At 37.8% G+C, this 13,381-nt stretch carries 15 protein-coding genes; 4 read left to right on the forward strand and 11 right to left on the reverse strand.

Annotation, left to right across the window (positions count from 1 at the left end; all coding sequences use genetic code 11):
* The 3 genes from qoxC to MKZ14_RS15575 all read left to right on the forward strand — a co-directional run bounded on the left by qoxC (nt 1) and on the right by MKZ14_RS15575 (nt 1,989).
* Nucleotides 1-600, forward strand: a complete 600-nt coding sequence (gene qoxC / locus MKZ14_RS15565; protein WP_016991860.1) for a cytochrome aa3 quinol oxidase subunit III — start codon at nt 1-3, stop codon at nt 598-600.
* Nucleotides 600-884, forward strand: a complete 285-nt coding sequence (qoxD, locus tag MKZ14_RS15570) for a cytochrome aa3 quinol oxidase subunit IV (protein ID WP_004226585.1) — start codon at nt 600-602, stop codon at nt 882-884. The genes qoxC and qoxD overlap by 1 nt, the downstream gene beginning before the upstream one ends.
* Nucleotides 885-1,131: 247 nt before the next feature.
* The gene (locus MKZ14_RS15575) at nt 1,132-1,989 is read left to right on the forward strand and encodes a DUF6612 family protein (protein ID WP_036075649.1); all 858 of its coding nucleotides are present in this window, start codon (nt 1,132-1,134) and stop codon (nt 1,987-1,989) included.
* 60 nt (nt 1,990-2,049) lie between these two features.
* Here the strand turns inward: MKZ14_RS15575 and MKZ14_RS15580 are convergent, their stop codons facing one another.
* From MKZ14_RS15580 to MKZ14_RS15610, 7 genes are all read right to left on the reverse strand, one after another.
* Complete coding sequence (locus tag MKZ14_RS15580; RefSeq protein ID WP_036075648.1) at nt 2,050-2,469, reverse strand: universal stress protein; 420 nt, start codon at nt 2,467-2,469, stop codon at nt 2,050-2,052.
* A 50-nt stretch (nt 2,470-2,519) separates the two neighbouring features.
* Nucleotides 2,520-3,596, reverse strand: a complete 1,077-nt coding sequence (locus MKZ14_RS15585) for a PQQ-dependent sugar dehydrogenase (RefSeq protein ID WP_333004873.1) — start codon at nt 3,594-3,596, stop codon at nt 2,520-2,522.
* Between the two features lie 44 nt (nt 3,597-3,640).
* Nucleotides 3,641-3,802, reverse strand: a complete 162-nt coding sequence (locus tag MKZ14_RS15590; protein WP_167444838.1) for a hypothetical protein — start codon at nt 3,800-3,802, stop codon at nt 3,641-3,643.
* A gap of 151 nt (nt 3,803-3,953) precedes the next feature.
* On the reverse strand, nt 3,954-4,370 hold the full coding sequence (locus MKZ14_RS15595) for a YugN family protein (RefSeq protein WP_048395101.1): 417 nt from the start codon (nt 4,368-4,370) through the stop codon (nt 3,954-3,956).
* Between the two features lie 138 nt (nt 4,371-4,508).
* On the reverse strand, nt 4,509-5,447 hold the full coding sequence (locus MKZ14_RS15600; protein ID WP_333004890.1) for an alpha/beta hydrolase: 939 nt from the start codon (nt 5,445-5,447) through the stop codon (nt 4,509-4,511).
* A complete protein-coding gene (locus MKZ14_RS15605) occupies nt 5,443-6,177 on the reverse strand; it encodes an SDR family oxidoreductase (protein ID WP_333004891.1) in 735 nt (244 codons plus the stop codon). The genes MKZ14_RS15600 and MKZ14_RS15605 overlap by 5 nt, the downstream gene beginning before the upstream one ends.
* A gap of 20 nt (nt 6,178-6,197) precedes the next feature.
* The gene (locus tag MKZ14_RS15610; RefSeq protein WP_339280199.1) at nt 6,198-7,823 is read right to left on the reverse strand and encodes an NAD(P)/FAD-dependent oxidoreductase; all 1,626 of its coding nucleotides are present in this window, start codon (nt 7,821-7,823) and stop codon (nt 6,198-6,200) included.
* A 126-nt stretch (nt 7,824-7,949) separates the two neighbouring features.
* Between MKZ14_RS15610 and MKZ14_RS15615 the strand changes: the two genes are divergently transcribed.
* Nucleotides 7,950-8,645 (forward strand): helix-turn-helix transcriptional regulator, encoded by a 696-nt coding sequence (locus tag MKZ14_RS15615; RefSeq protein ID WP_339280200.1) that lies wholly within the window; start codon nt 7,950-7,952, stop codon nt 8,643-8,645.
* Nucleotides 8,646-8,712: 67 nt separating this feature from the next.
* Here the strand turns inward: MKZ14_RS15615 and MKZ14_RS15620 are convergent, their stop codons facing one another.
* The 4 genes from MKZ14_RS15620 to MKZ14_RS15635 all read right to left on the reverse strand — a co-directional run bounded on the left by MKZ14_RS15620 (nt 8,713) and on the right by MKZ14_RS15635 (nt 13,239).
* Nucleotides 8,713-9,174 (reverse strand): SAM-dependent methyltransferase, encoded by a 462-nt coding sequence (locus MKZ14_RS15620; RefSeq protein WP_016991850.1) that lies wholly within the window; start codon nt 9,172-9,174, stop codon nt 8,713-8,715.
* A gap of 91 nt (nt 9,175-9,265) precedes the next feature.
* The gene (locus tag MKZ14_RS15625) at nt 9,266-10,456 is read right to left on the reverse strand and encodes a Ger(x)C family spore germination protein (RefSeq protein ID WP_279495638.1); all 1,191 of its coding nucleotides are present in this window, start codon (nt 10,454-10,456) and stop codon (nt 9,266-9,268) included.
* On the reverse strand, nt 10,453-11,550 hold the full coding sequence (locus MKZ14_RS15630; RefSeq protein ID WP_048395089.1) for a spore germination protein: 1,098 nt from the start codon (nt 11,548-11,550) through the stop codon (nt 10,453-10,455). Before MKZ14_RS15630 ends, MKZ14_RS15625 begins: the two co-directional genes overlap by 4 nt.
* Before the next feature lie 21 nt (nt 11,551-11,571).
* Nucleotides 11,572-13,239, reverse strand: a complete 1,668-nt coding sequence (locus MKZ14_RS15635; protein ID WP_339280201.1) for a spore germination protein — start codon at nt 13,237-13,239, stop codon at nt 11,572-11,574.
* Nucleotides 13,240-13,381 lie beyond the last annotated feature (142 nt).

Raw genomic sequence — 13,381 nt, forward strand, 5'->3', positions numbered from 1 at the left:
ATGAAAATCGATTCTTCACTTCCATTAGAATATAGTACAGAGGAAAACCGTCTAAAGATCTTTGGCTTTTGGATTTTCCTTGGCGCCGAGATCGTGTTATTTGCCACATTATTTACAGTGTATTTCACACTTCATACACGTACAGGTAGTGGACCAGATGGTGCCGAAATTTTTGAATTAACTCCAGTTCTATGGGAAACATTCTTATTATTAACAAGTAGTTTCACAATTGGTCTTGGTGTTCATGCAATGCGTATCGGTCGTAAAAAAGCAATGATGACATTCTTTATCATTACTCTTTTACTAGGTCTTGGCTTCTTAGCTATTGAGATTGATGAATTTGTCACATATGTACACGAAGGTGCGACGATTCAAACAAGCGCATTCTTATCGTCCTTAATGACTTTACTTGGAACGCACGGAGCCCACGTAACATTTGGTTTCTTCTGGGGCGTAGCTATTTTAATCCAAGTAGCGAAACGTGGCTTAAACCCACAAACGGCTAATAAAGCGTTTATCTTCTCACTGTACTGGCATTTCCTAGACGTTGTTTGGATTTTCATCTTCAGCTTCGTCTACTTGAAAGGACTGATTAGCTGATGAAGGAATTATTCCCAAAACAACATGTGATGGGCTTCGGCTTCTCACTATTACTAACAATCGTAGCTTTAGCAGTTGTTAAATTCGATATGTCTCTTAACATGGCATTTGGAATTTTACTAGTAACTGCTCTTGCACAGGCAACTGTACAATTAGTATTATTCATGCACATCGGTGAATCTGAAGATAAAAAAACATTATATACAACAATTTTATACTCAGTATTCGTAGGTGTTGTGACAATCATTGGTACATTATTTGCTATGATCTGGGGTTATAATTGATCCCTGAAACCACAGTGTAAAGAAAAAGCTGTCTGAGCTTATCGTCCTTGTATGATAAGTTCGTGACAGCTTTTTTGTTTTATCCCTATTCATTTGATAATTTTCGCGTTTACGACTTGTAGAAGTAGGGAAAATGTTATTTTTTTAATAAAAAATTAGTTCTTTTCTAACAATTTATGAAACTTTTCCTTTTTTAGTGCGTATAGTAGTAGATAGTGTTTTTTACCAAGAATAGGAGATGAAAGTAATGAAGAAAATTTTTAAAGTATTAGCAGTTGGAACACTAGCGTTGACACTTGCCGCTTGTAATTCAAGTGCTACGCCTACGAAAGACACAACTAATAAAAGCAAGCTCACTTTAGAACAAGTGTATGACAAAGCAGTAGATCGCCAGGCTGATATTCAAAGTGCAAGTGCTAAAATGGATATGACACAGGTGACAAAGGTTGGGTCTGGTGAAGAAGCAATGGAGTTTTCAATCGACTCCAAAATGGAGATGGATATCATCGTTGATCCACTTGCAATGCATTTATCAGGATCTATGACAATGCCTGATATGATGAATGAAGGTGACAAAACAATGGACATGCCGATTGAAATGTATATGAAAAAAGATGCAGGCTTATTTATGAAGGATTCGACGACAGATAGCTGGTTAAAGCTCCCTGATGAGAACTTTGATGCTATATTAGATCAAACGGCGGCTTCTGCGGATGCAAAGGAACAGCTAGAACAATTGAAAAAATTCATTAAGGACTTTACATTTGAACAAACGGATGATGAATATGTCCTTACATTAGATGCAAAAGGCGATAAGTTCAAAGAGCTAATCGATTCTGAGATTAATAAGTCTATGCAAGAAATGGGTCTAGAAGAAAATCCAATGGATCAACTATCAATTGAAAAAATTAACTACGTGCTACACATCGATAAAGAGACTTTCGATACGAACAAAATGGATATGAATTTTGATTTAAAAATGGCCGTAGAAGGTGACGAATTGTTAATGAATACAAAATCAGTCGTAACGTATACTGAATTTAATCATCTAAAAACAATCGATATACCTCAAAGCATTATTGATAACGCTCAAACAATCCAATAATAAAAGAACCTGCTTGTCTACTAGCACAAGCAGGTTTTTTACTCTCAGCTATTTTAACAACTAACGAACAATCAACACATCACAATGCGCATGTCGTACAACTTTCTCTGCAACAGAGCCTAACATCATTTTCTCCATACGATTTAATCCAGTTGCACCACAAACAATTAAATCAACCTGAGGTAATTGTGTTAAAATACCTTTTGGTGACCCTGTTTCCACAATGGATTCAACAGCTTTGACTCCTGTCTGTAACGCCTCTTTTTCTAGCTTTTCCATTTTAAGAATGTTTTCCTTCTTCAATTCCTCGGCATATTTTAAGTCATATGCTGAAACTGCTCCAAACGATTTTGTATCAATGACATTCACCAATTGCAAAATAGCATTGTGTTCCTTTGCTAATTGATTCGCTCTATCCAATGCTTTTAATGACTGTTCTGAGAAATCAATTGCTACTGCGATCTTAAGATAGTTTGCCATGTTTGTCCTCCCCATTCATCCTACCATTCCATGTTTTCTCAAATATTATATCACAATGGCATTCGATATAGTTTATCATCCTGTGGTTGCGGATTTCCACGGCCATCTGTATTATTGCTAATAAAATAAAGAAATTTTTCATCCACAAAGACATCACGAATTCTACCAAATTCTGATAGTAATTCATTGTGTTTGTTCTTATTTATATCAAAAGCTAAGACTGCTGTACCTCTTAGGGCAGCGACATATAATTGATCATTTACAATAGCAATGCCTGATGGTGCCCATGTGGTAGAAGTACCCGATGTAAAGAGAGGTGTTATCATCCCGTGCTTTTTCTCCGTTCCTTCAATAAGAGGCCAGCCATAATTCTTCCCCTTTTCAATGATATTAATTTCATCATTTGCTGCATTGCCATGCTCACTGGCGTACATCGTACCATCAGTAGACCATGCTAAGCCTTGTGGATTTCGATGTCCATAGCTGTATATATAGGATTGAGGAAAAGGATTATCATTCGGTATGGAGCCATCCAAATTGATACGCAAAATTTTCCCTTCTAAAGCAGTCACATCCTGTGCTAAAGAAGGTTGTGTTGCATCTCCTACCGTTGCATACAGCTTGCCATCAGGACCTATTTTCAAACGTCCCCCATGATGATATGTACCACTCTTTATTCGATCAATAATAAGATCCTGTTCGAGCCATTTATTATCGCTTAACGTTAACGTAACAATTCGATTAAATTGTTCCTCTTTCTCGACATACGTATAATATGCATAGGCTACCTGACTGGTAGGAAAATTAGGTGCTAAAACAAATCCCAACAAACCAGCTTCTGGCGCGGATGATAGCTCCTTTTTTAGGGTAATCTGTTGTCTAGTAACAGCCCCTTCCGCAATTTTTACAATACTTCCTGGCCTTTCTGCTATATAAAAGTCATCTCCACTTTTTTGAATCGACCAAGGTGTCTGCAATTGATCTGCTATTATTTCAATTGAGGCATTCATGGCATCTATAGCTTGATTTTCCTCACCTTCTAACCTTTTATTGTTTTTATCCTTCGTTGACGTGCAAGCAACACATAGAATCATTGTTAGCAGTAATAAAGGCATATATCGTCTCATGATTAATCATCCTCTCATTTATGAAAAATAGAAAGAGACGTCACCTAGACGCCTCTCTTACTTTTTATACTTTCAAACAGGATTATTTCACCAAATGTTCTTGTTTTCTCTAACACCTCTAGAAAGGCTTCTTTACGATGGATGAGTCGTTCTTGGTGCAATTTCTGATAGGAATGCTGAAAATCATCTATAGCTATTTTATCCATAAACTCACCTCATATAGTAGTACGTGCTAATATCATTATAATGTTGGAAAATTCTTACGACAATTCTATTTATATTTTTGATTATATGTTCCCAAAATAATAAGGATAAAAGACATATAATTTCTTGCAGCAGCTATTTAAATTTATCTAACTAATGAATGAAAAATGGTAGTACTTTTTCTTCCACAGCTTGTTCACCTGCTTGAATCCATCTACTTTTATCATGAATGTAGCCATCTTTATCAAGCGGAGTTTGAAATTGACTAACACCAGTTGCATCTAGTAAGGAGCCCTCATCATAATCTAGACCAATATTCTCAACATGCTTAATGACAAATGGCTTTTGAAAACGAATTTGAGCATCTTCATTATCAAGCTCTCCTGATGTGACGATAAAAGGGACACGTAAATAAATAGTTTCTCCTGCCTCTTTCCATAAAACCGAGTCAAAGCTACCTTTATAGTACTCCCAATTCCCGCCGATCGTGAAACCCCGATCGGCAATTTTATCTCGTAAATAGCCAAAACCTATCTCTTTACCAACAATTTTTGAATCAAATTGTAGCATTTTATCTTCTCCTCCTTTCACTCGATAAAAGTTTAACCTAAAAGACGCTATTACAAACTTGCTATAAAATCCTTTTTGCTTAACAAAAAAATCCCGAAACCTGAGTAAATTATGGTTTCGGGATTTTCGTAAGTTTTTTTATAAAGGCACTGAAATCTTTCGATGCAACACATATTTAGCGGCTTCTACATACTCTGTGACAGCTCTTTGACTGACTGCGGCTGTCGGAACAATACTCTCAAAGCCATGATAGCAGCCTGGGTATAAGTGGAATTCGACATCTACTCCAGCCTGACATAGCTTGGTTACATATTGTAAAGTCTCATCACGAAACGGATCAAGTTGACCAACACATGTATAAGTAAATGGTAAACCTGATAAATCATCCGCTCTAGCTGCTGCGGCATATGGTGGCACATTGTCGCTACCATTTGCTCCATTCAAATACATTTCCCAGCCCTTCTGATTAAGTGAGTGGTTCCAGATCATATGACCCGTAATTTCTAATGAAGACGGTGTATTATTGCGATCATCAATCATTGGATAGAGCGGCATTTGGAAACTAAGCTTCGGATAATTTCGATCACGTGTAAGTAATGCAAGTGCAGCTGTGAGTCCACCTCCAGCACTAGCTCCAGCAATTCCTAAGCGGGTAGGATCAATTCGTAATTCATCCGCATGATCCGCGACCCATTTTAACGCTGCATAGCAATCTTCAAGCGGAGCTGGATAAGGATGTTCAGGTGCAAGTCGATAGTCTACAGATACCACCACACAATTCGCGTCATTGACAAAGCGCTGACAAAGCACATCATCTCCCTCGGGAGCTCCTAAGACATAGCCCCCACCATGAATCCATAGCAGGCCTGGATAAATTTCCTTTTGCTCTTTTGACTTATAGATTCGAATACGAAGAGAATGGTTGTCAGGTCCTTGAATTACTTTATTTTCTATTGTGATATGCTCTTCTATTGGAGCTGGTACAGCAACAGCTGCCATTCCTTCTCTTGTAGCTTGTACATTATCCAAATCTAATGGTGGAAAAATTGCTAACGTTTCTTTTAGCTCTGAATCAATACGATGTTAGACCGCCATCGATTGGAACGATAGCGCCATTCACATAAGAAGCTTCTTGCGAAATTAAGAAAGCGATTACATTTGCGATTTCAGTAGGGTCTGCTAATCTACGTAATGGTCCATTTTCTTCTGGACTCGATGCCAATCCCTTTGTCATGTTTGTCATCACGCCACCGGGACAAATTGCATTCACTCGAATCCCTTTAGGTCCATATTCCATGGCCGCCGTTTTAGTTAATCCAATTACACCATGCTTACTTGCCGCATAACCACCTAGATAGGGTTGTCCCTGTATACCAGCTGCTGAGGATGTATTCACAATGACACCTGATTGCTGTTGCTCCATTTCTTTTAATACATACTTTAAGCCGAGAAACGCCCCTTTAAGATTGACCGAGATTATTCTATCAAACGTTTCCTCTTCTAAATCTCCCAGTAGTGTAGGTGGGCTTAAAACACCTGCATTATTGATAAAAGCATCAATCCTGCCAAATGTTTCTTTTGCAGCGTCCACATATTTTTTGACATCATTGCTTTGTGAAACATCAGCTTGGACAAAAATTGCTTGTTGGTGATATTCCTTAACAGCATGTAGTGTGTCTTGTCCACTTTTTTCATCAAAATCCACTAAAACTAATGCTTTGCCCATAGTGGCAAGCAATTTTGCAGTCTCTCTTCCTATACCACTTCCAGCACCTGTAATAATGACTACTTGTTGCTCCATATTGATATATGCTCCCCTCTCACAAACTATGATATTGATTTTAATTTCATTAACTTAAAGCCTACATAATTGTTTTGAGCCACCTCATTACAATGTTTTGTGTAATAATCAAATCCTCCTAGATAGATTAAAAAACTTCGAGGTTTGCCCTCAATATTGGCTCCCGTATACCAGGAATCACCTTTGACGTAGAGTGTTGCATTAGCAACATCTCGACAATGTGTGCTCCAAGCTTCCTCTGCTTCTATTGTTGGTTCCACAAGATCAATGTCATGCTCACGCAAATAATGCATGCACTCGGCAATCCATTCGACATGCTGCTCAATAGCAATCGGCATGTTCACGAGAACAGAAGGGCTTTCTGGTCCCGTAATCATAAATAAATTAGGAAAACCTGCTGTTGTGAGTCCAAGATAGGTTTGAACAGCTGCCCCATCCTTCCACTTCTCTTTTAATGACACGCCATTCCTTCCTTGGATATCAATCTTAAATAATGGCCCTGTCATGCCATCATAGCCTGTCGCAAAAATGATGATGTCTAAATCAAAATGGTTATCTGCCGTTTGAATACCTTCTCCTGTAATTTTTTGAATGGGTGATTCTTTGACATCAACCAGTAAAACATTCTCCCTGTTATAGGTTTCAAAATAATCGCTATCTAACACTTGTCTTTTCGTGCCATACATATACTTCGGACATAATTTCTCTGCTACCACAGGGTCTTTCACAATCTGTCGTATTTTGGAGCGAATAAATTCTGCCGCTTTTTCATTGGACTGTTCATTCGTTAACAAGTCATGATAAGTAGCTGAGAAGGCAAAGCCACCTTGTGCCCAAGCTTTCTCAAAAACCTCCTGCCTCCTATCATCACGATCTTCCATTGCAGATTGCTGATTTTGTGCAAAAGGTGTACCTGAAACAGAATTTCTCATGGAATGCTTTATCGCTTCGAAATTTTGCTTGGTTTCTTTGATAAAGTCCTCATCGTATGCATGGTTACGAGCGGGAATCGTATATTGGGGAGTACGTTGAAACACCGTTAACTGCTCTGCTTCTTTTGCAATAACAGGTATTGCCTGAATCCCGCTTGAGCCTGTCCCAATAATTCCTACACGCTTCCCAGTAAAATCAACCTTTTCATGTGGCCAATGCCCCGTGTGATACCATTTTCCGTTAAACTGCTGCAATCCTTGGATGTTAGGAACATTTGCAGCAGATAGACAGCCTATTCCTGTAATAAAATACTTTGTTAAAATGTACTGTCCATCGTTTAGATAAATCATCCATTTATGTCGTTCTTCATCAAAATGAGCTGCAGTGACTCTTGTGTTAAATTGAATATCTGTTCGCAATTGAAAACGATCGGCTACATAATTTAAATAGCGTAATATTTCCGCTTGCTCTGGAAATCTAGATGTCCAAGTCCATTCTTCATATAATTCTTTTGAAAAGGTGTAGTTATAATAGATACTTTCAATGTCACATCTTGCACCAGGATAACGATTCCAATACCAAACACCTCCTACACCATCCCCAGCCTCGTATACAATGGTCGAAAAGCCTTTACTCCTCAACTGATGTAGCATATACAGACCTGCGAACCCAGCACCTAGAACAACTGCATCCACCTCTTTAATTGTTTGACTACTCATCTGCTGCTCCTCCTCACATCAAAATAGGAAAATATGGATTTACTTAACTTAAATACTACAACTTACAGAAAATATTGAAAATTCCTTATTTTAAGCGTAGTATATACTTAAAAAAGGGGATAGGTCATGTCCAATCTTTATACCATTCAAAAACGTTTCGACACGGTACAAAGTTATATCACCCATGAAGAGTTGTTGATACACATTTTGCAGGTATATTTAGATTCTTTTCCTATCAAGGATGCCTATTTATTAAGGTATTCTCCAATAGGCTTTGTCGCTGAAGGAATCATTTTTTTGAATGAATCGGGTGGTAGTCATATTGGTGAAATTCGTGAGGAGATTCGTAGCTTCCCTATTATTTATGCTGCTATTGAAGATAAGAAGGCTAAATTTTGTACAGGTATGGACTATTTAAAAAATATCAGTATGAAATATTCTATTCCCTCGCAAAATAATTCGTTTTTAATTGTCCCGATTTACATTGGGCAATATGTTTTTGGTTATATTTGTAGTACCCAATTAGAAGAGGAAATCGATATAAATGAAAAGCTGTTAGATGACATGACAACCTTTGGAAACATGATTGGGCAGCTTATCATGCAAGCTAGAAATAGCAAAAAAGAGGGTTTTCTTAGCAAGCGTGAGCTAGAGGTAATGAGACAGGTAGCGCAGGGAGATAGTACAAAGGAAATAGCAGATGCTATGAATTTAAGTGAATTAACCATTACACAATATGTAAAATCTGCTATTAAAAAATTGCGTGCCAAAAATCGCTCTCATGCCATTAGCATTCTTTACCAAGAGGGAATCATTCTTTAAAAAATTAGGGGAGCACGCTACTCCCCTTCGCAAGAAATCCACAATTGTCTTCGTATGAACAATGTTATTACCCCCAGTAAGCCTTCATTAAATCTACTGACCATGCGGGCTGTTTAACATCCTTCTTAGGTAAAAATTCTTTCATCACAGGCTTTATATCTAGTATAGGTGTGCCATCTATGGCATCTAGCCCTTGAACGATTAATGCTCTAGGTTTGACCTCTAACAACGCAACGGTTGTACTTCCTAATTTATTAGGTCTATTCTTACCCCTTTGAGCGAAAATGCCTACCTCAGGATAATCTTGATTATTTCTAGGATGTCTAGCCTTATATTGGATTTGATCGTCTGTAACCTTATCAAAATAAAAAATAATTTCTAGATGAGAAAAATCTTCTATTCCTTTTAAGGATGCCTCATGGATATGATCAGCAAGTTCAATAGTTGAAATAATCTCTCCCCAGTGATCATCTTGTATCATTTGTCGATTGTTATGAACTGTAGCGATTGATTGAATGGTAAATTGCATGCCTTTATCCCCCATCTTTTCGAATATCTACTATCCTACCTTTAATTCCAGTATATACTTAAATGGACAGAAAAAAAGATGATTAACGATGTTAATCACCTGACGTGCCATAATCCTTAATGGAAACATTCACTTCACATGTAATAGGAACCTCACTAAACGTTTGATCCCATTCTTTTTTTCTTTTTTGCCATACTTTCGGGTAATCGATTCTTAGTTTATTGCCAAACCCAGAAACATCTGTTTGAAATTCATGTTGCGTTTTATCTAGTGCTTTCCTCACTAATCGCTCTATCTCTTTTTCAAATACTTTCTCTGCTTTTTTCAAAAATTGATTGTCAAATGCTTTATCGGAGAGAACCCAATGTTCAGCAATTCTTCCCTCTGATTGAATTTTTATCGTAAAGGAGATTTGATCCCCTTTTACATGTGGAATAATTTTACTTTTAGCTGAAATAATTTCATACACAATAGGTGCTCCTGACTCCTCATCAAAGCCTTTGACTAGGCCACCTTTCGCATCGCCAGACATCCATGCAATTCCTTCTAGGTCACTCTCATTTAAAAATCCTCGTAGCTTTTTGGTTTTTCCTTCAATGATAGCAGCGCCTGCAAATTTTACTTCTCCATTTTCCGTACTCACATTTTGCAATAAAAAGCTAGAGTCTGAATACAGCTTCCCCTCTAGTTTGGCTACGGTCATCGGAGGCAAAATTTTTGTCGTCCTTTCATGTCCCTCCATCATTTCTACTAATTGAAAGGCAGGAATTTTAGTTGGTTCATTTGTTTCAAGTGCCTGACTTGCCTGATCCTGAGCAATAAAGAGCAGTCCACTCGGCCGTATTTCTAATTCTCTTAGAAAAAAATCCAACGTTTGTTGGAGATTGATAGTACTAGCTAATTCCTCACCGATAATAATTACTTTGGAATGTTCAGCAAAGGAACGTTTATCAACCTTTAACAGCATATTTCGTAAAGTTGGTAACACCGCATCACCTGTCTCAGAAACATTTTTATACGCTTTTTCTGGCAATGCTCCCTCTTTTGTTCCAGAAACCGTAGTCTCTGACGTAACAAATTGATTGGTAATTGTTAGCAACTGTCTGTTTGCATACCTAGCATCTTGTTGCTCTTCAGAGGAAACATCACCCGTCTCTAAATCCAATGATGTACCTACAATAAGGCCTAAATCCTCAATCTCTTTACTACTCCAACATCCAGTAAGAAGCAAGGTTACCGTTGCAACTAGAAGTAAACGTACACAACACTGTATTCGCTTCATGCTTTCTTTCCTTTCAATTTCGAAATAAGGAGTAAGGTTATCGGTACTACACCAAATAAAATTAATGCAGCATGACCAATCTTATCGCCAAATGTAAATAGATCGTTAATATTTTTAGGTGTCATCGCAATAATGTAAATAATCGGAAGTAGCCCATATAAGAAGGGATGCATATTTTTCTTAAACAGTTGGGCTAATCCTAAAGTAGCGGCATAATAAGTAATCGTAAAGGTAGCAAAGATTTGCATAATCCAAATTACAAGAAGAAATGACTCAAAGCGTTCAAAAATTAAACCAGGGATTTCAAAACTTCGCATTAATTCAATTGTTGGCCAAGTCCTTGTCAAAACCCCCTCAATGGATAGAGCACCAATGACCATCACAACCGTGATGACATAAAAGAGTAAAGGTATGGCTATACCCGCCAGTACAACCTTTACGGCCTTTGATTTATCTGAGGGGTACATAAATGCCACAAGTAGTAGCATAATTTCAGGCCCTAAAAATGCCAGTGTCGCTGTTTTTATTCCCTTTAACATCGGAACAACGCCCAGACCGAGTACTGGTCTTAAATTATCGATTTCAAAAATCCCTAAACTTAAAAAGGCCACAAGTAAAAAAATAACAAAGGTAATAGGAAAAATGATTTCAAATAAACGAGCGATTGTATTGATGCCACCGCTTATTAAGTAAAGCCCAACCCATAAGAAGGGCAAAATAATCGCCCAAGTGGGGGTCCCTTCTAATAAAAAGAGAGAAGTTACTTCAGCCATGATGCGAACTTCAAAGGCAGAAATGGTAAAAAAGTAGGCAATTACACACGCACTTATAAACCAGCCTAACCACTTCCCTATGATATCTTGATTATATTGATAAAATGTTTTGTCAGGGTATTGTTGGCTTAGCTTCACAATAATTACACCTGCAATCATTGCAACGACTCCACCTAAAAATACACTAATCCAAACATCTGGCGTTTTTACTTTTTCTACAGATGCACGAGGTAAAGTAAGAATCCCAGTGGCAAGAATATAGTTAATAATAATAACAACTGCTTGTGACGTCGTTATTTTATCTTTCATACTGCTGTTCATGGCTGTTTTGCTCCCTTTCTCTTATTCCCCTTTGCGGACCGAATCTTTTGGCTTTAACAATCTAGGACGATGCTTCATCATCTTTAACGGCATTCGCACCATAAAATCTTTCCAATCACCTGCTCGATACGGAATAGTTGGGCTCAAATAGGATACACCGAAGCTTTTTAGCTTTACCAAATGACTGCAAAGGAATAAGAAGAATAGAATGATGCCATATAGTCCAAATAAAGCTGCGGAAAACATCGCCACAAAACGTAGCATTCTTAGCGTGATACCAGCATTATATTGAGGGATAGCAAAAGAGGAAATTGCTGTTAATGCAACCACAATGACCATGATTGGACTAACAATTCCTGCCTGTACGGCGGCTTCTCCAATAACAAGCCCTCCAACGATCCCCATCGTCGGACCAATTGGCTTCGGTAGACGAAGTCCTGCTTCTCGTAATATCTCAATAGCGACTTCCATAATGAGGGCTTCAATCAATGCTGGGAACGGTACTCCCTGCCTTGTTGCCATCATCGACAGCGCTAGTTTAGTGGGGATTAAACCTTGATGAAATGATACAAAAGCAATGTACAGGGACGGGCCAAATAAAGAGATACCTGCTGCAAAATAGCGAAGCAAGCGAATAAGTGAGCTCGATAACCAACGTTCATAGTAATCCTCTGGTGATTGCAGTAGCATATTAAACGTGACTGGCACAATTAATGCAAAGGGAGTTCCATCTAAAAGAATTGCGACTCGTCCCTCTAGTAAAGCAGCAATAACCCGATCAGGACGCTCGGTACTTTGCACTTGCGAAAATGGACTGAGGTAATTATCCTCCATCAATTGCTCAATATATCCCGATTCAGCAACATCATCCAAATGGATTGTTTCAATTCGTTCCTTCACCTCTTTGACAAGATTAGGCTGCACAATTTCATCTATATAGGCTAAAACCAACTCTTTTTTCGTACGCTCGCCCACTTCCATCTCAATAATCGATAAATTTCGATTCTCACCATGCTGTCTTAATAAAGAGGTATTTACACTTAATTTTTCCGTGAAGCCCACTCTAGGCCCACGTACTAATGCCTCAGAAACAGGCTCCTCAAGATTACGAGTTTTGCCATGTGACGTACCAATGATCAATACATGCTGTATGCCATCCACAATTAATACAGTGGAACCCGTTAGTACTTTCCCAACAGCTTTCATAACTTTCTTTTCCTCTAACAGATCACTCACTGGTAGCATTTCATTAATAATCGATTGCTGTAGTTCATGCCCTCTTAAAACTGATGACTTTTCTGTATGTCCATTCATTAATGATTTCAAAATATGTTTGTCAATCAATTCTTTATCGCATAATCCTTTAAGAAAAACGATCGCTGCACGAGTATCCGTATTCCCTATTTGAAATTCTCTAAAATGAATATCCCAATTATGGCCAAGTTCTTTCCTCATTTGTAAAAGATCTTTATTATAATCGCCTGTAAATTGCTCTAACGTTTTTTGAACAGGTATGTGTATCATCTCACCTTGTTCACTATTTTCTATCATCTCAATTTTGCCATTGCTCTTATTAACAAATAAAAAAACATGAAATAATTTATAAATTAAATATGGAATAAAAAATGCTAAAAAGCCTTGTAAAAAAACTTGCCAATGTGGCATGTAGGAAATAACCTTTTCCCACATATTGATCACCCTCTTTAGTACACTTGTACAGAGTATCCCTACATGTTTTTATCTTTATCTAAGCAACAGTATTTTAAACTTCCAACCCTCAACATTCTTTCATAACAAAACACTAACATTCGGTGGTTATAAAAATCTGCCT

It is taken from the genome of Lysinibacillus sp. FSL P2-0066 (assembly GCF_037969495.1).
Taxonomy (GTDB): Bacteria; Bacillota; Bacilli; order Bacillales_A; family Planococcaceae; genus Lysinibacillus; species Lysinibacillus boronitolerans.

Coding starts and splice junctions, on each gene's coding strand:
- qoxC (WP_016991860.1), top strand. CDS start 1: ATGAAAATCGATTCTTCACTTCCATTAGAATATAGTACAGAGGAAAAC.
- qoxD (WP_004226585.1), top strand. CDS start 600: ATGAAGGAATTATTCCCAAAACAACATGTGATGGGCTTCGGCTTCTCA.
- MKZ14_RS15575 (WP_036075649.1), top strand. CDS start 1,132: ATGAAGAAAATTTTTAAAGTATTAGCAGTTGGAACACTAGCGTTGACA.
- MKZ14_RS15580 (WP_036075648.1), bottom strand. CDS start 2,469: ATGGCAAACTATCTTAAGATCGCAGTAGCAATTGATTTCTCAGAACAG.
- MKZ14_RS15585 (WP_333004873.1), bottom strand. CDS start 3,596: ATGAGACGATATATGCCTTTATTACTGCTAACAATGATTCTATGTGTT.
- MKZ14_RS15590 (WP_167444838.1), bottom strand. CDS start 3,802: ATGGATAAAATAGCTATAGATGATTTTCAGCATTCCTATCAGAAATTG.
- MKZ14_RS15595 (WP_048395101.1), bottom strand. CDS start 4,370: ATGCTACAATTTGATTCAAAAATTGTTGGTAAAGAGATAGGTTTTGGC.
- MKZ14_RS15610 (WP_339280199.1), bottom strand. CDS start 7,823: ATGAGTAGTCAAACAATTAAAGAGGTGGATGCAGTTGTTCTAGGTGCT.
- MKZ14_RS15615 (WP_339280200.1), top strand. CDS start 7,950: ATGTCCAATCTTTATACCATTCAAAAACGTTTCGACACGGTACAAAGT.
- MKZ14_RS15620 (WP_016991850.1), bottom strand. CDS start 9,174: ATGCAATTTACCATTCAATCAATCGCTACAGTTCATAACAATCGACAA.
- MKZ14_RS15625 (WP_279495638.1), bottom strand. CDS start 10,456: ATGAAGCGAATACAGTGTTGTGTACGTTTACTTCTAGTTGCAACGGTA.
- MKZ14_RS15630 (WP_048395089.1), bottom strand. CDS start 11,550: ATGAACAGCAGTATGAAAGATAAAATAACGACGTCACAAGCAGTTGTT.
- MKZ14_RS15635 (WP_339280201.1), bottom strand. CDS start 13,239: ATGTGGGAAAAGGTTATTTCCTACATGCCACATTGGCAAGTTTTTTTA.